The sequence below is a fragment of the Sulfitobacter maritimus genome (genome assembly GCF_013346665.1).
In the GTDB taxonomy this organism is placed as follows: Bacteria; Pseudomonadota; Alphaproteobacteria; order Rhodobacterales; family Rhodobacteraceae; genus Sulfitobacter; species Sulfitobacter maritimus.
In genome coordinates, this window is the sequence record NZ_JABVBB010000034.1 from 50,780 (window position 1) to 68,175 (window position 17,396).

General features: G+C 60.2%; 12 protein-coding genes and 1 riboswitch. Of the genes, 1 reads left to right on the forward strand and 11 read right to left on the reverse strand.

The window, feature by feature from the left end; all coding sequences use genetic code 11:
- The 5 genes from HTT03_RS10310 to HTT03_RS10330 form a co-directional block, all read right to left on the reverse strand.
- Positions 1-1,821 carry a TonB-dependent receptor plug domain-containing protein gene (locus tag HTT03_RS10310; RefSeq protein ID WP_174859705.1) on the reverse strand — a complete coding sequence of 607 codons (1,821 nt, stop codon included), beginning with the start codon at positions 1,819-1,821 and terminating at the stop codon, positions 1-3.
- A 127-nt stretch (positions 1,822-1,948) separates the two neighbouring features.
- Positions 1,949-2,155, reverse strand: a riboswitch (cobalamin riboswitch).
- 103 nt (positions 2,156-2,258) lie between these two features.
- Positions 2,259-3,854, reverse strand: a complete 1,596-nt coding sequence (locus HTT03_RS10315) for an ATP-binding protein (RefSeq protein WP_174859706.1) — start codon at positions 3,852-3,854, stop codon at positions 2,259-2,261.
- 192 nt (positions 3,855-4,046) lie between these two features.
- Positions 4,047-6,119: a 3-hydroxyacyl-CoA dehydrogenase NAD-binding domain-containing protein gene (locus HTT03_RS10320; protein ID WP_174859707.1), complete on the reverse strand. Its 2,073-nt coding sequence runs from the start codon at positions 6,117-6,119 to the stop codon at positions 4,047-4,049.
- On the reverse strand, positions 6,116-7,411 hold the full coding sequence (locus HTT03_RS10325; RefSeq protein ID WP_174859708.1) for an acetyl-CoA C-acetyltransferase: 1,296 nt from the start codon (positions 7,409-7,411) through the stop codon (positions 6,116-6,118). Before HTT03_RS10325 ends, HTT03_RS10320 begins: the two co-directional genes overlap by 4 nt.
- Positions 7,408-9,675: an acyl-CoA dehydrogenase gene (locus HTT03_RS10330; RefSeq protein ID WP_174859709.1), complete on the reverse strand. Its 2,268-nt coding sequence runs from the start codon at positions 9,673-9,675 to the stop codon at positions 7,408-7,410. Before HTT03_RS10330 ends, HTT03_RS10325 begins: the two co-directional genes overlap by 4 nt.
- A 187-nt stretch (positions 9,676-9,862) precedes the next feature.
- On the opposite strand from HTT03_RS10330, the gene HTT03_RS10335 reads away from it, so the two are divergent.
- Entirely contained in the window at positions 9,863-10,708 is an 846-nt protein-coding gene (locus HTT03_RS10335; RefSeq protein ID WP_174859710.1) for a fumarylacetoacetate hydrolase family protein, read from the forward strand.
- Positions 10,709-10,733: 25 nt separating this feature from the next.
- Here HTT03_RS10335 and HTT03_RS10340 read toward each other — a convergent pair whose 3' ends face one another.
- From HTT03_RS10340 to HTT03_RS10365, 6 genes are all read right to left on the reverse strand, one after another.
- Positions 10,734-12,800, reverse strand: a complete 2,067-nt coding sequence (locus HTT03_RS10340; RefSeq protein ID WP_174859711.1) for an ATP-binding protein — start codon at positions 12,798-12,800, stop codon at positions 10,734-10,736.
- A gap of 196 nt (positions 12,801-12,996) precedes the next feature.
- Complete coding sequence (locus tag HTT03_RS10345; RefSeq protein ID WP_174859712.1) at positions 12,997-13,845, reverse strand: alpha/beta fold hydrolase; 849 nt, start codon at positions 13,843-13,845, stop codon at positions 12,997-12,999.
- Positions 13,842-14,915, reverse strand: coding sequence for a branched-chain amino acid ABC transporter permease (locus tag HTT03_RS10350; protein WP_174859713.1), 1,074 nt, complete (start codon positions 14,913-14,915; stop codon positions 13,842-13,844). The genes HTT03_RS10345 and HTT03_RS10350 overlap by 4 nt, the downstream gene beginning before the upstream one ends.
- 7 nt (positions 14,916-14,922) lie before the next feature.
- The gene (locus tag HTT03_RS10355; protein ID WP_174859714.1) at positions 14,923-15,915 is read right to left on the reverse strand and encodes a branched-chain amino acid ABC transporter permease; all 993 of its coding nucleotides are present in this window, start codon (positions 15,913-15,915) and stop codon (positions 14,923-14,925) included.
- Positions 15,916-15,926: 11 nt separating this feature from the next.
- The gene (locus HTT03_RS10360; protein WP_174859715.1) at positions 15,927-16,628 is read right to left on the reverse strand and encodes an ABC transporter ATP-binding protein; all 702 of its coding nucleotides are present in this window, start codon (positions 16,626-16,628) and stop codon (positions 15,927-15,929) included.
- Positions 16,625-17,392 (reverse strand): ABC transporter ATP-binding protein, encoded by a 768-nt coding sequence (locus HTT03_RS10365; protein WP_174859716.1) that lies wholly within the window; start codon positions 17,390-17,392, stop codon positions 16,625-16,627. The genes HTT03_RS10360 and HTT03_RS10365 overlap by 4 nt, the downstream gene beginning before the upstream one ends.
- Between the last annotated feature and the right edge of the window lie 4 nt (positions 17,393-17,396).

Below are 17,396 nucleotides of genomic sequence, written 5' to 3' on the forward strand. Positions count from 1 at the left end.
TCAGAAATCCGCACGAACACCAAAGAACGCAGACCGACCGGGGGTATTGTACCCGCCTGCGGTCTCGTAATCCTCGTCAAACAGGTTTTCGATACGCACATAGGCTTGGGCGGTATCGGTCACATCATAGGACATGCCCGCGCCGACCAGCGTGTAGGTGCCAACCTTGTGATCCGCAGGCGCATAGATGCTGGGCACCACGTCGCCGACATGGCGGATATCCAGCGTCGCCTGCAAACGATCAGTCACGTTGGTTTCCACACCCAGCAGCAGATCGTGCTTGGGTGTGCGGGTCAAGCGCTCGCCGCTGGTGGAGGCGTGGGTGTAGGTGTAGTTGCCGAAGACCTCGGTGCGTGGGTTGATCGCGTAGGTAGCGGAGAGTTCGACGCCGCGTGATTTCGTAGTGCCGGGGACTTGGTTGTAGCAACCAAAGCCGCTGCCACAGGCGGTCGATGCGCCATCATATTGGATCAGGTCGTCGATCTCCGTGTAGAAAACGGTCGCCTTGACCGAGGCATTGTCGCCATAAGTCTTTTCGACGCCAAGTTCAAAGCTCCGGCTCTCTTCAGGTTGCAGGGCAGGATCGCCATAGAAACTGAACCGTTCATAAAGGGACGGGGCGCGGAAGCCCGTACCCAGAACGGCGCGGAAAGCCAGATCGTCCTGCGGGCGCCAGACTGCTGCCAGACGGCCTGTGGCCTTGCCACCAAAGTCGCTGTTGTCGTCATAGCGCAGGGCTGCGGACAGATCAACGTTATTTATGGGGGCCATCAGCAGTTCGGCTTGCGCGGATAGAGTACGTTCATCGCCAGTAGAGCCGCCGGAGTTAAAGCTCTCTTCGGTGCGATCTAGACCAAAGTTCAGTGTCATATCGCCCGCGAGTGCGGCACTGCCCAGATAGGACAGCCGTTTGCGGTCGCCTTCAAACCGGGTGGTGAAACCCGTGGGGTCGCGGCGGTCGATGTCAAAGTAGGAATAGGCGAAGGTATGCGCGATCGTCCCGGTCTGCAGTTCTGCAAAAACCCGCGCGCCGCGCTCTTCGAATGACGTCGCACCGCTGTTGTTGGTCGAAGAGCGGTCGATCTCCAGATCGCCGCTCCGGTTGGATACTGCGACGCCGACGGTGAACTCTTCGGTCAAGTCGTAGCGCCCAGTGAAGGTCTGCGTTGTCTGGCGAAAACCGTCGTCTTCGTTATCGTCCGCACGGGCTGAGAAACCGTCGGTCAGAACGCGACCATAGGTATAGGCCAGTTCTGCGCGTTCGGTTAGATAGCCAAAGCTCAACGTCGCAGCGCGGGTATTGTCGCTGCCGTATTCGCTGCTGGCGCGCCCGGAAAAGCCCAACTCCGTCGGGCGGTAGGTGGTGATGTCGATCACGCCGCCGATCGCCTCGGAGCCATAGAGCGCCGATTGCGAGCCTTTCAGCACTTCGATCCGATCAATGCCCGCAGGCGTAAGCGAGCCGAAGTTGAACGAGTTTTGGGTGCCCGAAGGGTCGTTCATGTCGATCCCATTGACCCGCACGACGACATAGCGCCCCGGCAAGCCGCGCACCTGCAAAGTGGCATTCGCCCCCAAGCCGCCATTGGCGGTGGAGCTCACGCCGGGCAGGCGGTCAAGCCGCTGGATGACCGAGGTGTCGCTTCCCGCAAGGTCGTCGCCTTCAAGCACTTCAACGGTCGCCCCCGTCCGGTCTTCGGCAACCGGGCTGAGGCTGCCCGACAGAACGACTTCGCCTAGATCAAAGGTTTCTTGCGCAAGGCTGGCAGTAGGAAGGAAAGGGAGCACGGCCGCAGTGGCCAGCAGGTGAAAACGGAGCATGATATACCCTCGATATCGGCCCATCGCGGGGCCGGAGACTGTAACGTGTCATTTCGGGGCAAAACCCCCGCAGACGGTGAAAACACCACGAGCGGAAGATCCGCAGCCCCGACGCCCCTCGCGCCCGGACAGGGTGAATGCTTTGGCAGGTCTCCTGACTCGCGGGTCGAGGCTTGGCCGGTCCTTCCCATCACGAAATTGCGTGACAGTGGTTCTTACCGGCTTCGCTCACCGCTTACAGTTGCGGGGGCAGTCGTGGAGTTGGCCAATGGCCGCACCACATTCCCTTTTCATCAGACGGCGAACCGCCTGAACCGAAGCAGGGCTTGTCTACAGGTCTGGCGCGGTTTTGCAAGCGCTCTTAACCTGCTTAAAGGGCAGGGGACGATGGTCGTGGGCCGATGCGCTCTGATCGCAGCGCGGCGTAACGGGATGTCTCAAGAAGCCGCGCGCATATCGGCGGGGGTTGCACTGGGTTCTGGCTCAGGGAAGGTGACAAAGAACGTCGTGCCTTTGCCTTCGGCGGTCTCAAATCTGATGTCGCCAAGATGCTGATCTACGATGGCTTTGACGATGCTCATGCCCAGCCCGTGCCCCTCTTCGACCCGGTAGTTCGAGCCGCGTGAAAATCGCTCGAAAAGGATCGGTTGCAGGTCAGACGGCAAGCCCGCGCCCTCATCTTTGATCCAAAATCCATTGCCCCCTGAAAGGGTACCAAGCTCGACAGTTCCGCCTTCGGTAGAGGCTTTGATCGCGTTCGACAAAAGGTTCGAAACCAACCGCTGTACGCGACCTTCGTGGAGCCGCAGCGCTGGGCCGGGGTGCGCATTGGCGGTGACTTTCAGCGTCACGTTGCGGTCCTTGGCATAGGGCGCCAGCGTCTCGGCGGTATGGGTCAGCAGCGGCGCGAGCGGTTGTTCGGCAAATCCGCTTTGATCCTGTGTGCGCAGCTGTTCCACATCAAGGATATCAGCCACCATCTGTTCGATCGCGCGCGCATTGCGCAGCGCCACGTGCAAAAGGTTGCGTTTGGGGGCGGGCAAATCGTCTGCGCCGACCTCAAGCAGTTTTAACGCCCCCTGCAGGGAGGTCAGCGGCGTTTTCATCTCGTGACTGACGGTGGCAATCAACTGGTCCTTAGCGCGCTCAAATTCACGCTGTTCAGTGACATCGCGGATGACCCCCAAAAACCCCAGATGCTCGCCGTCCTCTGTCTGGACCGGCGCTGAGGCGACCAACCCCTCAAAGGTCGTTCCATCCAGCCGTCGACAATAGGTCGAGTAATCGTCGTTTTTATCGCTTCGTTCGGGATTAAACCGCTCTTCGCCCGCCTGTTCATAGCGGCTTAAAGACTCGTACAGCACCGCGGTTTGACGGCCCAACAACTGATCTGGCTTGTAACCGAAAAGCGTTTCTACAGCCGGGTTTACCAGTTGAATTTGCCGATTGGTGTCAGCCATAACGATGGCTTCAGGCACCGCTGCGACCATCGCGCTCAATAGGCCGCGCTGCTCGTCCAGCTCGCGCCGCTCGGCCTGATGCTGCAACTCGTTGCCCAGCCAACGGGCGAGGAAACTCACAAATTCCTGCTGGCCTGTGGTAAAGGGGGTCCCTCGCGCCGCTGCGCTGGAAAAGTTCAGCGTGCCAAAAGGCGTATCACCGCACAACAACGGCGCACCGATGTAGCTTTCCAGCCCGAAACTCTGATAGCAGGGATGAGAGGCAATTTCCTGCTCCGCATGGTAAAACGCCGTCACCTTGTCGTTTGCGAGCGTGTGCAAGCAATAGGTGTCGGAGACGTCAAAGGTGGTTCCCGGCGCGGGCGCTCCTTCGGGCCCATGCACGTAAAGGCACCGGTAGACGGGCGGCTCCACCTGACTGACGATGCCGAGGTCTAGTCCAAGAGCCTCTGTCCCCAGAGCGAGCAGTTTGGCCACCTTGTCGTCCAGCGAGAGATCCGGCGCTACGGCAAGAAGATAGAGTTGGCGCAATGGCTCATCAAAGCTGGCCAGCGTTTTGTGTAGTGCGGTCATAGATGCCTCGGAGGTGCTCGATTTATATGCGGCGTTTCGCCTTGTTTTGTACCAAGTTAGTCCGCGGGGTGGGGCGTGCCAACGCGAAATGGGCCGATTTGGAAATGACCCTGCGGAGTATTGTATTTCGGTCAGGGGGGATACATTCCGGCCCTGAAAGATGCACCAGCAAAGCGGCAAAGGGGCATGGGTCTAGCTAAACCCATGCCACCCGTCATCAGGAGCAAAGCGCGGGCCATGCGCTTCGGCCAATTCGCGCAGGCGTTCTGTCACGGCTTTCGTGCCGCGCGTGCGGGTATAATGCAGCGGCCCACCTCGGAAAGGCGCCCATCCGGTGGCAAAGATCATCGCCGCGTCAATCGCATCTGCGTCAACGGCAACATCTTGGCGCAACACCTCAACCGCCGCGTTTAACATTGGCAAGATCAACCGATCGGTGAGGTCAGGCGCAGCGCGCCCGTCAGTTTGCACCTGTGGGGTGCCTTCGGACCAATCATAGAACCCGCGCCCCGTCTTGCGCCCCAGATTGCCAGCCGCGACTTTTTCCCGCAGATCATTGGAAATTGCTGGCATCGGTGCCTCAAGCCTCTCATGCAGGCTTTCGGCGACCTTCAAACCTACGTCCAAGCCCACCTGATCCGCCAGCGCCACCGGTCCCATCGGCATTCCAAAGCGCAAGGCCGCGCTGTCGATCACCTCTTTCGGAACGCCTTCGTCCATCAGCATCATCGCCTCCAGCATATAAGGGGTGAGGATGCGGTTCACGACAAAGCCAGGGTAGTCACTGAGCATCACTGGAAGCTTGCCGATGGCGCCACAGAAAGCCGCAAGACGTGTGAGCGTATCGCTGTTGGTGCCTCTGCTGCGGATGACTTCAACAAGATCGATCCGCGCAACCGGGTTGAAAAAATGCAGACCCGCGAATTGGGATGGGTTCGGCGCGGCTTTGGCGAGCCTGTCCAACGCAAGGCTCGATGTATTGATCGCCAAAATCGCGTCAGGCTTCATCCGTCCGCCCAGATCAGCGTAAATCTTTTCCTTCACCTCAACCTGCTCCGATGCCGCTTCGATCACCAGATCAGCACGTGCAATGCCATAGCCGCGCGGATCGGGCATCAGACGGTCCAGCACATCGCGGGTTTCGGCAGGGCTAAGGTGTTTGTCGTGACAGATCCTTTCGGCCTGTTTCACCGCGCGTCCCAACGTATCCATCGCCAAATCACTGAGCGTTACCGTCTTGCCCTTGATCGCTGCCACTGCCGCGATGTCGGCACCCATCGCCCCGGCGCCGATCACATGGACATGCTCGACCCCATCCTCGCCGCGTGCAGTGTCTTTTAGCTTTTGCCGAAGGGAAAACACCCGCCGCAGGTTTTTTGAACTTGGTGTTTTCAGCAGATTAGCGAAAGAGGTGATCTCTCCGCGCTGCATCGTGTCATGGTCGTTGCCATGTTCCTCCCACAATTCAATAAGGGCATGAGGGGCGGGGTAATGTTCTGCTGGTGCTTTCTCCTCGGTCCGGCTGCGCATTTGGCGCGCCATCATGGTGCGGGCCTGCTCAAAGCCAAGGGCGCGGGCCTTTAATCCCGGTTCGTGACGTTCAATGCCGTTTTCAATCAAGGCATGAACTGCTGCTGCGACGTGACGCTCCTCAACCACCTCACCAACAATGCCCAGCGAAAGCGCACGGTCGGTATGCGCGGTCTTGCCGGTTAGCATCATCGTCATTGCTTCAGTTGGGTCGATCAAGGCAGGCAGGCGAAAGGTGCCGCCTAATCCGGGGTGCAGGCCCAGCTTCACCTCCGGAAAGCCGAAGGACGCGCCGGGAACGGCGATCCGAGCATCGCAGGCCAGTGCCAGTTCAAACCCTGCACCGAGCGCAGCGCCATGGACCACGCAGACCGTCGGACAGGCCAGCTTTTCCAACCGGTCCAATACCGCGTGGCCCTGCGCCAATAATTCAGCGGCCCCTTCGTCGCTCATCCGGTCAAAGGAGGTGATATCGGCCCCCGCTGCGAAGCCGCCGCTCTTGGCAGAGCGCAGGACAACCGCGCGGGGTAGGTTTGCTTCGGCAGCCGCCATATGGGTTTCCAACTCGCGCAACACATCGCCGGTGATCGTATTGATGCTGCTGTCGACCTTATCAAGCGCCAGCCAAAGAACCCCCGTTGCATCTCGGCCTACGCGCCAGTTTCCTTCTCGCCCGGCCAAGGGGCCAAGTTCGAGCTTGGTTTCGCCCAAATGTTTCAGCACATGTCCGGTCATTCTACGGCCTCCAACAACATCGCCCCGCCAAGGCCGCCGCCAATACATTCCGTGGCGATGCCACGTTTGGCGCCACGTTGTTTCATTGCGTTTGCCAAGTGCAAAACGATCCGGTTGCCGCTGGTACCTACCGGATGGCCGAGCGAAATCGCCCCACCGTCGACATTCAGGCGGTCGCGATCAATCCGGCCAAAGGCCGCGTCATAGCCCAGAACCTCACGACAGAATTCCGCGTCATTCCACGCGGCGATGCAGGACAACACCTGCGCGGCGAAAGCCTCGTTCAACTCCCACAGATCAATGTCCTCCGGGCCAAACCCATGCCGCTGTGCAATAGGTGTGGCTGACAGGACCGGCCCCAGTCCCATAATCTCGGGATCTAGGGCGGCCCATTCGCTATCGGTGATTTCCGCCAACGGCGTTAGCCCATGCGCATCAACCGCGCGTTCGGAGGCCACGATGACCCAGCTGGCACCGTCGGTGATCTGGCTTGAGTTGCCCGCCGTAACCTTGCCATGCGGCTTTTCGAACACCGGTTTTAGTTTGGCGAGGCTTTGCATGTCGCTGTCAGGACGGACCCCATCATCGTGATCATAGACCGTCCCATCGCGGGCGAAGGCGGGCATCACCTCATCGGTCAGACGACCCTCCTTCTGCGCTGCGGCCAGGCGGTGATGGCTCTCCATCGCATAGGCATCGGCACTTTCGCGGTCGATGCCGAAACGATGCGCCAGTACTTCGGCGGTTTGGCCCATGTTCAATTCGGTGATTGGATCGGTCAGCCCGCGCTCCAGCCCGATGACCGGCTTGAAAAACTCAGGGCGCAGCCCCCCCATCGCACGCAGCATTTCCAGCGGGCTCTTCGACGCATTTACACGCCCGAACCACTCCACTGCTGATTGACGCAGAACCAAAGGCGCGTGGCTGAGCGCTTCGGCACCACCGGCGAGGATCATCTGGTGGCTGCCATCGCGAATGTAGCGGTAGGCGGTGTCGATGCTTTGCATCCCGGAGCCACAATTGATCTGCATCGTAAAGGCGACCATCTGCGCGCCCAGACCCAACCGCAATGCCGCCACCCGGGCGGGGTTCATCTCGTCCGCGATCACGTTCACACATCCAAGGATCACGAGATCAAAGGCTGTGCGGTCAAACGGCTGGCGCGAGAGCAGCGGTCGACCGGCTTGCACCGCAAGGTCAACCGGCGTGAAAGGGCCGGGGCCTTGGCGGGCTTTCAAGAACGGCGTACGCGCACCATCCACAAGAAAGACGCGCTGTTTGAAATGGGTCATTCGGCGGCCTTTCGTGGGTGAGAGGGGTGGTCTGGGTCGTCTTTCGGCGGAGCGAGATCCGGGAAATGCTCAGCCAGTGCTTCGGGGGTGTAATCATCGACTGCGATCACCTTGGCGACGAGGTCGTTCATCTCAGTTATCTCGGCCATTTCTGCATCGCTCAGGATGCCGGTTTGGAGCGCCATATCCGGCGTTTTCTTTGCGTCGCGCAGGCGTTTCATCACTGGCTCCATGGCCACGACCTTGGCGTAGCAACGGTTGAGCAGATCAATGCCGTCCCCCTCGCGCCCTTCGAACAGCCGCCCCGTAATCCGCGCACGGGTCGCGGAGGGCGCATAAATCAACCCACTACATTCAGCGGTCAACTTATCGTCCGGCCCTCGGCGGCCCCGCCCCGGCAGTGTCAGCACGCGGAGCACCCAAGCGGCCCAACGGGCAGGCAGGTTGGCGATCACTTCATCAAGAGCGGTCTGAATGCGCGAGAAGGCAGTCTCGGCAGCGAATTGCAGCAGCGGAAGGTCCGTTTGCTGTCGGCCTTCATCGTCCCAACGCTTCAGCGCGGCTGAGAGGATATACATCTCTGACAGAATGTCGCCCATCCGACCCGAGATCATTTCCTCGCGCTTCAAAGCGCCGCCCAACGTGAGAAATAGGAAATCCGCCGTTAGCGCATAGGCCGCAGACCAACGGGACAATTCGCGGTAAATCGGGGTCGCAGCGCCTGCGTCAGGGGCGGGGGCAAAGCGTCCGCCGGTGAGCGCACGGCCCCAAGCGCGGAACAGGGTTTTGGTGGTATGGCCCACATGCGCCCAAAGGGATTTGTCAAACGCCGCAAGCGCCTCGGCCTCATCCTCTTTTTGCAAGGCGAGCATATTGTCGAGCATGTGAGGATGCGCACGGATGGAGCCCTGACCAAAGATGATAAGGCTGCGAGTGACGATATTCGCCCCTTCGACGGTAATGCCTATTGGCACAGCGCGGTAAAGCGGGAGCAGGTAGTTCAGCGGCCCGTCGATCACCGCTTTGCCCGAATGCACATCCATTGCATCGTTCAAGGCTTCGCGCATTTTAAAGGTCGCGTGGGCTTTCATGATGGCCGAGATCACTGATAGCGCACGTCCTTCATCCAGCCCCGCACAGGTCAGATGTCGGGCGGCGTCCATTGCATAGGCGTCCGCCGCAAGCCGCCCCATCCGGGCCTGCACACCGCCAAACTTGCCAATCGGCAGGTTAAACTGTTGACGGATACGCGCGTAAGCTCCGGTGGTATGAGCCGAGAATGCGATGGCCGCACAGCCCATGGAGGGCAGCGAAATACCGCGCCCTGCCGCCAGCGCAGACATCAGCATCATCCAACCTTTGCCCGCATAGTCAGCCCCGCCAATGATGTGATCAAGCGGGATAAAGACGTCCTTCCCGGTTGTTGGCCCGTTCATAAACATGGTGGATGAGGGCAGGTGACGCCGCCCGGTTTCAACCCCCGGTAGGTCAGTTGGCACCAACGCGCAGGTAATGCCGATGTCGGGAATCTCACCGAGCAACCCATCCGGATCGCGCAGTTGAAACGCCAGCCCCAACACCGTGCAAACCGGCGCAAGGGTGATGTAGCGTTTGGCCCAGTTCAGGCGGATGCCCAGCACCTCTTCGCCCTGCCACATGCCTTTTTCGACGATGCCTTCGTCGACCATCGCTGAGGCGTCAGAGCCAGCCTCGGCACTGGTGAGCCCAAAAGCAGGCAACTCGCGCCCATCGGCGAGGCGCGGCAGCCAGTGATCCTTTTGCGCGTCGGTGCCAAACTGATGCAGCAATTCGCCGGGGCCGAGGGAGTTTGGCACCATCACCGTCACCGCTGCGGCGACGGAGCGGGTCGAGATATAGCGCACCACTTCGGAATGGGCGAAGGCCGAGAAACCCAAGCCGCTATGGGATCTTGGGATGATCATGCCAAAGAACTTATGGTCGCGCAGAAAGTCCCAAGCCTCAGCCGGCAAATCAGCGGTTTCGTGGTTGATCTTCCAATCATCGATCATGGCGCAGAACTCTTGCACCGGATCGTCAAAGAATGCCTGCTCTTCCGCCGTCAACCGGGGGGCCTTAACCGCCTGCAACTTTGACCAATCAGGATTGCCAGAGAACAACTCGGCCTCCCACCACACTTCCCCTGCGGTAAGCGCCTCGCTTTCGGTTTCCGACAGGGCAGGCAAGGCTTTCTTGGCCCAGTGGAAAATCGGTTTGGTCAGAAAGTCGGCGCGTAGGTTTGTCATAAAAGCCCCCTTACTCAGACCAACGCCACTGCGCGGGAGTGGTTCCTGCGCTGGAAGGGCAATTCGCCAGAGGGCAGGACGTGCCGCTGTCAGGGCTGTGCGATCTTGCGAAAGCGGAGCATGTGGTGGCGCAGCGCCGCGTGATGGGTATGGTGCGGAAAAAGGTTTTGGCAAAAGGGAAGTGATAATGAAACTCATGCGATACGGACCGCGCGACGGGGCGAAAACACCGGTGATGCTCGACGCAGAGGGCCAAGCGCGCGATGTCTCGGGGATCGTGGCGGATTTCACCCCGCAAACCATCCCCTCACTGCCCGAGCTTCTCGGCGGCATTGACCCGCAGAGCCTGCCTGTTTTTGATACAGCAAATCAGCGTATTGCGGCCCCGATCGGTCAGCCTCGCAACATCTGGTGTGTCGGGCTGAACTATTCCGATCACGCGGCAGAGGCCGGCATGGCGGTGCCAGACGAGCCGATCTTGTTTAACAAAGCCAGCGGTACCTACTGCGGGCCAAATGATCCGCTTCTCTACTCTGACAAGATGACCAAGTTGGATTGGGAGGTCGAACTAGGTGTCGTGATTGGGCGTGCTGCGTTGAATATCGCCCAAGAGGACGCGCTTGCCCATGTGCTGGGCTATTGCGTGGTCAATGACGTGTCCGAGCGCGCTTGGCAGGCCGAGCGGGGCGGACAGTGGGTCAAGGGCAAGAGCTTTCCGAACTTTTGCCCCACCGGGCCGGTGCTCGTGTCCGGTGACGCGCTTGGCGATCCGGGTCGTCTTGACCTTTGGACGGAGGTGAATGGCGAGAGACTGCAGGATGGCACAACGGAGAAAATGATCTTTGATGTCGCCACCATCGTCTCTTATATGTCGCAATTCACGCGGCTGGAGCCGGGCGATCTGATCTGCACAGGCACCCCGCCGGGCGTTGGTATGGGGTTCAACCCACCGCGCTATCTGACCCCGGGGGATCAGGTGCGGATGGGGATTGAAGAGCTCGGCACCCAGCAACAAGAGGTCACGCGGCTTTGAACAGGCGGTGAGCCTGTCTGTCCTGTCAGGCAGGCTCGGTGACCTTGGCGGGGGCTGTTTTAACTGCATGCGCCGGATGCATCGGTAGCGTCAGAAGAAAGCTGCTGCCTTTGCCCAGAATACTGGTGGCAACCAGATTGCCGCCGTGGGCGATGGCGATATCGCGTGAAATGGCAAGCCCAAGGCCGGTTCCCCCAAAGCGTCGTGTCGCGGTTGAGTCGACCTGATGAAACGGCTCGAAGACGCGCTCCAGTTCTTCTTCGGGAATGCCGATGCCATTGTCGGTGACACGGAACTCAACCACCTCGCCACGCACCCGGCTGACCAGCGAAATCTCCCCTTGATCAGAGAATTTGATCGCGTTGCTCAGCAGATTGATCAAGATCTGCTGGATACGCTTACCATCCGCAAGAAGCGTGCCTTTGGTCGAAGCAACGTGCAGCTTCAGCCCTTTGTCCTCGATCATCGGGCGCAGTTGTTCGGCGCTCGGCGTAACGATGTCGTCAATTTTAACAGGAGCCATATCGATAGAGAGGCTGCCTGCGTCGATCTTGGCAAAGTCCAGCACTTCATTGATCAGGGTCAACAGATGGTTGCCAGAACGCTCAACGGTCTGCATGGTCTCGCCCAGCTTGGCGAATACCGCATCCAACTTTGGCGCAAGGGCGGCGTTGGTCTGGGGATCGGAATGGACCGCGTCCTGTAGATCGCGGGCGACCTTTGCGCGGTCGAAATGCCTGGCCAGCCGCACATGCCCAAGGATCACGGTAAGCGGCGTGCGCAACTCATGGCTCAGCACGCCCATGAAGTCGGTCTTGGCCTTGTTCGCGTCCTCCGCCGCCATCAATGCTCTTTTGATATCCGTCACGTCGATCCGCAGGCCGACCACGCTGCCGTCTTCCATGCGGCGGTCTGAAGTTCGGATAATGCGCCCATCAGACATCCGCTGTTCGGTCTCAAAAGCGCCCTGTTCGCGCTTTTCCAGCCAGATGCGTATCCATTCTTCCTCCTTGCCGACAGCATCCGGCACCAGCCCGCGCCGAATGCTGTCTCGGGCGATGCGTTCATAGGTCGAGCCCGGTTTGATGACGTCTCTGTAGCCGTGGATCTCGCGGTATTTCTCGTTGCACAGCACCAAGGTGCCGCTGGGGTCGAACATCACAAAGCCGTGGTCCAGCGCTTCGATCCCTGTGCGCAGGCGCTCTTCGGCCAGATGGCGGGTTTCGCTCAACCGCATGACATAGGACGCAAAGGTCATTGCGGCGGCGGCTACGAGCAAACGCAGCAACCAGTTCCAATAAAAATCAGGCCGGTGGTCGGGCCAACCGCCCTTTGTGGTGGCCGCGAGTTCCCACAGGCCAAAGGCAAAGTTGAAATCAAGCTTGATCGGATCAGCCAACGCGATGTCGGGTGCGCCGACGATCACCTGCTCGACATTGCCCGCGGTGTCCAACTCACGGATCACCACATCATAGGTCTGCAAGGTCTCTGAAATTTCTAACTGTTCGACGAAACGGTCATAGTCGATCACCATCGACAGCAGCCCCCAGGGGCGAGGAGAGGTCATCGACCCATCTGCCTGCGCGTAAAACACTGGCTGGCGCAGGATCATGCCGCGGCCACCTTGCACAAGGTCCACCGGCCCGGTGATCAGGCCGCTGCCGCTGTTCATGGCCTGCTGCACCTTGGGCAGTTGCGCGGGATTTTCACGGTAATCGAGCCCCAGCACTGACTTGTTGCTTTCCAGTGGGTGAACGATGTTCACCACAAGATCACGCGCGGCAGCGAGGTTGAGCACTTCGGGGTTGCGGGCAGAAAACTCGGCGGCGCGGGCCGAGAACTCAGTCTGAGAAATATCCGGGTTCTCGCTGATGATCGTTGTCAATTCGTGCAGCTTGAGGATTTGATCGAAAATTTGCGTTCGAATACGCTCGCGCACTTCGATAAGTTCGCGGGCGGCGTCAAGCTTCAGGTCCTGCACATAGGCTTGGTAAGAAAGCGTTTCGATCCGGTGGCCAAAGCCCAATATCACGCCGCCCAGAACCAACAGCACGATCACACGTCTCACGCTCCGCGACAGCACGGCTGTCATCCCTGTCTTCTCTGCCTTAGCCACTCCAAACCCTCTTCGCCCGCGCCCGGTTTTGCTCAAACGGCGTGGGCGTCGTTACCGCGAAGAGTGCATCTGCCCGGCGGTGACGCAAGAGGAAACGCAGGTAGGACGAAAAATGCCTTGGTGACGGCGTCAAATATATCAAAAATAGCCCCAAACCGCCTTAGTGTAGGGGCTATTGCCGCAATTCAGTCAGGATTTCGCGCAGTAGGCGGATGTCTTCGGGGTTCGAAAGGTTGGGGGCATGGCCGCAGTCGGCAAACTCGGTAATCCGAGGGCGTGGCCCGCTGGCCTGCATACGCGCGGCGGCATCGGGCAGTAACAGATCTGACAGGGTGCCGCGCAGCACATGGGTCGGCGCCGTGATGCGTGCCCAGTGATCCCATGTCGAAAGCTCATGCGCCGACGCTGTGAATTGAACCGTGATGCGGGGGTCGTAATGCAGGGTCAACCGCCCGTCACCGCAGCGCCGCAGGGAGGAACGCGCCATGCGCTGCCAAAAGAGATCCTTTGCTGGCCCGAAAGGGGCATAGGTCTTCCGCAGCCACGCTTCGCCTTCGGTGAAACTGTCGAACCGGGGCAAAGTGCCGACATAGGATAGGATCCGGTCAACAGCGGGGGTGGGCAATTCAGGGCTAATGTCATTGACGATCAGCGCCTCAATCCGGTCCGCATCATGGCCAGACGCCAGCCGCATCCCGATCATGCCGCCCAGCGAGGTCCCAAGCCAGGTCGCCCGCTCAATTTGGCAAAGATCCATCATATCTGTAGCAATGCCTGCGTAATACTCCACCGAATACTCCGCCTCCGGGTCGCGTGACCAAGAGGACAGCCCGCGCCCGATCATGTCGGGGCAAAGCACGTGATAGCTGTCTGACAGCGCGGCGGCCAGTTCGTCAAAGTCGCGCCCAGTGCGGGCCAGCCCATGCGACATGATCAGCGCGGGATTGGCCGGATCGCCCCATTCGGTGACATGCACCTCGTGATCCATAACGGGGACAAAGCGGAAACGCGGAGAGGTCATGCGCGCGCTCCCTTTTGCATGATCGTGCCGGTGATCCCGCGGGGGAAGAAATAGACCAGCAAGATAAAGATGATGCCGAGCCAGAACAGCCAGCGGTCCGGGGCAAGCAGGTCTGGAAGGAGAGGGATGTTTGCCGTTGCCTCGGCGGCAGCCCCCATCAGGTCGCGCAGGTAATATTGCGCCATGACCATCAGCACCGCACCGACAACCGCGCCCCACATCGTGCCCATGCCGCCGATCACCACCATCAGCAGGATGTCGATCATAATGGCAAAGCTCAGCGTGGTGTCCGGCCCGGTGTATTTCAGCCAGATCGCATAGACAGTCCCGGCGAGGGAGGCGACAGCGGCAGAGAGGCAGAAGACGAAAGTGCGGTAGGCCACTACCCGGTAGCCAACCGCCTCGGCCCGCGCTTCATTCTCGCGGATTGCTTTGAGGACTGAACCGAGCGGCGCTGCCACGACCCGTAGCATCAGCAGGAACAGGGCGAGCGAGGTGAAAAAGACGAAGTAATACGCGGCGAGTTTGCCGTTCAGTTTCACGCCAAAGAGCCGCGCCACCTTGCCGTCTTCATCGACCATCAGCTTCGTCGCGGGTTTGAACAGATCCGGCGCGCGGTAGGTAATGCCGTCTTCGCCCCCGGTGAACTGCGACAGTTGCGAGGCGAGCACAAGTGCGACCGACGCGGTCGCCAATGTAATCATGGCAAAGAAGATCGCCTTGACCCGCAAGCTTAACAGTCCCACCGCCGTAGCAACCACCAGCGAGACCACAACCCCCGCCACAGCGCCTAAAGCCACCGCGTCCCAGCCCGGTCCCATCTGGCGCAGGGCAATAGCCGCGCCGTAGGCCCCGAAGCCAAAGAACATCGTATGGGCAAAGCTGACGATGCCGGTGTAGCCAATGAGCAGGTCGTAGCTGGCCACGAGAACGATAAAAATACAGATGCGTGCGGCCACTTCGAGGGCGCGGACGTCCTGAAACAAGAAGGGCGCGAACAGCAGCAGGGCGGCGATCACCAGCACGGCGGTCTTCACGGCGAGGGTGCCATAGGTCGATTTGCTTTGCATACTCACCTCACTTCACCGCCGGGCGCAGGCCATTGGGCCGCCACAGCAGGATCGCTGTCATCAGGATCATATTGCTCGCCAATGCCAGTTTCGGCGCGAGAAAACCCACGTAGTTTGCCGTCAACCCGACCAGCAGCGCGCCCAGAAGCGTGCCTTCGATGGAGCCCAGACCGCCGATGATGACGACGATGAACACCACGATCATCATCTCGCCCCCAAGCGCCGGGGTGATCAGCGTTTCATACCCAGCCCACATCGCCCCGCCGACCGCCGCAAGGGCTGAGCCGACCATGAAAACGCCGATGAACAGCCGGTCGATGCGAAAGCCAAGCGCCTCCACCATCTCTCGGTTTTCGACACCAGCGCGGACCAAAAGGCCAAGCCGGGTGCGGTTCAGCACGAGGTAAAGACCGATGAAAGCCGCGAGGCCGAGGCCGAAGGCAAAGATGCGGTAAATCTCAATGCTCACATCGCCAATGATCCAAGCGCCTTCGAGGAACTGGGGCCGCAGCACGGTGATCGGCGTGCCGCCCCAGACGGCGAGGATGATCTGTTCGGAGACGATCAGCGCCCCCATGGTGATGAGGATTTGCCGCAGGTGGTCGTGGTAAACGGGGCGGATGATGACGGTCTCAAAGAACCACCCGGCAGCGAGCCCAAAGGACATGGCCGCAATGATCGCGAGGCTTAGTGCGGCGATGTTCAGCAGTACATTATCGGCCCCCAGCCAACCGCTGAGGGCCGCGAGCACCGAGGCCGCGACAAAGGCGCCGAAGCTGACAAAGGCCGAATGGCCAAAGTTCAGCACATCCATCAGCCCAAAGATCAGGCTCAGCCCCGAGGCCATGAGAAACACCATCATCCCCATCGCCAGCCCTGCCACCGTGAGCGTGGCCCATGAGGAAGGTGCACCGATCAGCACGAAGGCCAGCGCGGCGAGGATCAGCGGCAACAGGTAAACACCACCGAAACGTCCCAATGTTTCCGAAATGCGATCCATGTTCTTCCTCATCACGACAGGCCCAGCAGTCGGTCTTGCAATGGTTTATCGGCGGCGAAATCCGCCATGCTGCTGCTGTGTACGACACGGCCATTGTCGATCACCGCCATGTCGCGCCCGATGCTGCGGGCGAAGTGGAAGTTCTGCTCGACCAGCAGCAGCGTTGCTTCACGTGAAATCTCGGTAAAGGCTTCCGCCATGGCGGCGACGATGGCAGGGGCGAGGCCTTTGGTCGGCTCGTCGATCAGGATTAAACGGCGCGGCTCGACAATGGCGCGGGCGACGGAGAGCATCTGTTTCTGCCCGCCAGACAGAGACCATGCCTGTTTGGTCCAGAACCGTTCCAAGGCCGGAAAGAGCGTGGTGATGCGTTTGAGACGTGACTGGTCGAACCGCCCCTTGTCGGTGGCGAGGATCAGGTTTTCCTCTACCGTAAGGTTGCCGAAAATCCCCATGTTCTCAGGCACATAAGCGATACCGCGCCGGGCGATGTCAGCTGTGTGCATCCCGGTGAGGTCGGTCCCGTCAAAGCGGACCGTACCGGGTGCGGGCTTCCACAGCCCCATGATCGAGCGCAGCGTGGTTGTCTTGCCTGCCCCATTGCGGCCCAGCAGAACAAAGACGCCCCCTTCAGGCACTTCGAGGCTCACATCATGCAGCACGGCATATTGGCCGATGTTGGTTTTCATATGATCGAGGGTCAGCAGGCTCATGCGGTCTCCTCCGTCGCGGTGCCGAGATAGACGTCGCGGACGATCTGGCTGTCCATGACCTCGGCAGGCGCGCCATCGGCAAGCAGTTCGCCGTTGTGCAGCACGATGATCCGGTCGGCGAGGGCGCGGACCACGTCCATCTTGTGCTCGACCAGCAGCACGGTTTTGCTGGGGTCAGCTTTGATCTGCGCAATCAGGTCCAGCACGTCGGGCGCATGGTCCAGTGACATGCCGGCAGTCGGCTCATCGAACATATAGATGTCTGGCTCCATCGCCATCAGCAGCGCCACTTCCAGCTTGCGCTGGTCGCCGTGGGGCAGGGCCGCGGCGGGCAGATGGGCGGCGCGGGTGAGGCGGGTCGCTTCGAGGTAATGCTCGGCGTCTTGCGTCAGTTTGGTAAAGCGATGTACCGGGCGCAGCAGTCTCCAGCCGTCGCCTGCACGGGCCTGCACGGCAAGACGGATGTTCTCCAACACAGTCAGTTGCGGAAAGAGGTTAGTCAGCTGAAAGGCGCGGCCCACACCGTGGCGCGCGCGTGCCGAGGGGGCCATGCGGGTCAGGTCGACCTCGCCTTTAATCACCTGCCCCGAAGTCGCGGTAAGCTGGCCAGAGATCAGGTTAAAATAGGTGGTCTTACCCGCTCCGTTCGGCCCCACAATCACGGTGAGTTCGCCGGGGTAGAAGGCGCAAGAGACCTGATTAACGGCGACGTGACCGCCAAAACGAATGGTCAGATCGCGCGTGATGAGCGAGGGCGAGGGCATGATG

Excerpts from the sequence above, each read along its gene's own strand:
- HTT03_RS10325 (WP_174859708.1), bottom strand. The coding sequence starts at position 7,411 with ATGACCCATTTCAAACAGCGCGTCTTTCTTGTGGATGGTGCGCGTACG.
- HTT03_RS10350 (WP_174859713.1), bottom strand. The coding sequence starts at position 14,915 with ATGCAAAGCAAATCGACCTATGGCACCCTCGCCGTGAAGACCGCCGTG.
- HTT03_RS10345 (WP_174859712.1), bottom strand. The coding sequence starts at position 13,845 with ATGACCTCTCCGCGTTTCCGCTTTGTCCCCGTTATGGATCACGAGGTG.
- HTT03_RS10365 (WP_174859716.1), bottom strand. The coding sequence starts at position 17,392 with ATGCCCTCGCCCTCGCTCATCACGCGCGATCTGACCATTCGTTTTGGC.
- HTT03_RS10335 (WP_174859710.1), top strand. The coding sequence starts at position 9,863 with ATGAAACTCATGCGATACGGACCGCGCGACGGGGCGAAAACACCGGTG.
- HTT03_RS10355 (WP_174859714.1), bottom strand. The coding sequence starts at position 15,915 with ATGGATCGCATTTCGGAAACATTGGGACGTTTCGGTGGTGTTTACCTG.
- HTT03_RS10320 (WP_174859707.1), bottom strand. The coding sequence starts at position 6,119 with ATGACCGGACATGTGCTGAAACATTTGGGCGAAACCAAGCTCGAACTT.
- HTT03_RS10315 (WP_174859706.1), bottom strand. The coding sequence starts at position 3,854 with ATGACCGCACTACACAAAACGCTGGCCAGCTTTGATGAGCCATTGCGC.
- HTT03_RS10340 (WP_174859711.1), bottom strand. The coding sequence starts at position 12,800 with ATGACAGCCGTGCTGTCGCGGAGCGTGAGACGTGTGATCGTGCTGTTG.
- HTT03_RS10310 (WP_174859705.1), bottom strand. The coding sequence starts at position 1,821 with ATGCTCCGTTTTCACCTGCTGGCCACTGCGGCCGTGCTCCCTTTCCTT.
- HTT03_RS10360 (WP_174859715.1), bottom strand. The coding sequence starts at position 16,628 with ATGAGCCTGCTGACCCTCGATCATATGAAAACCAACATCGGCCAATAT.
- HTT03_RS10330 (WP_174859709.1), bottom strand. The coding sequence starts at position 9,675 with ATGACAAACCTACGCGCCGACTTTCTGACCAAACCGATTTTCCACTGG.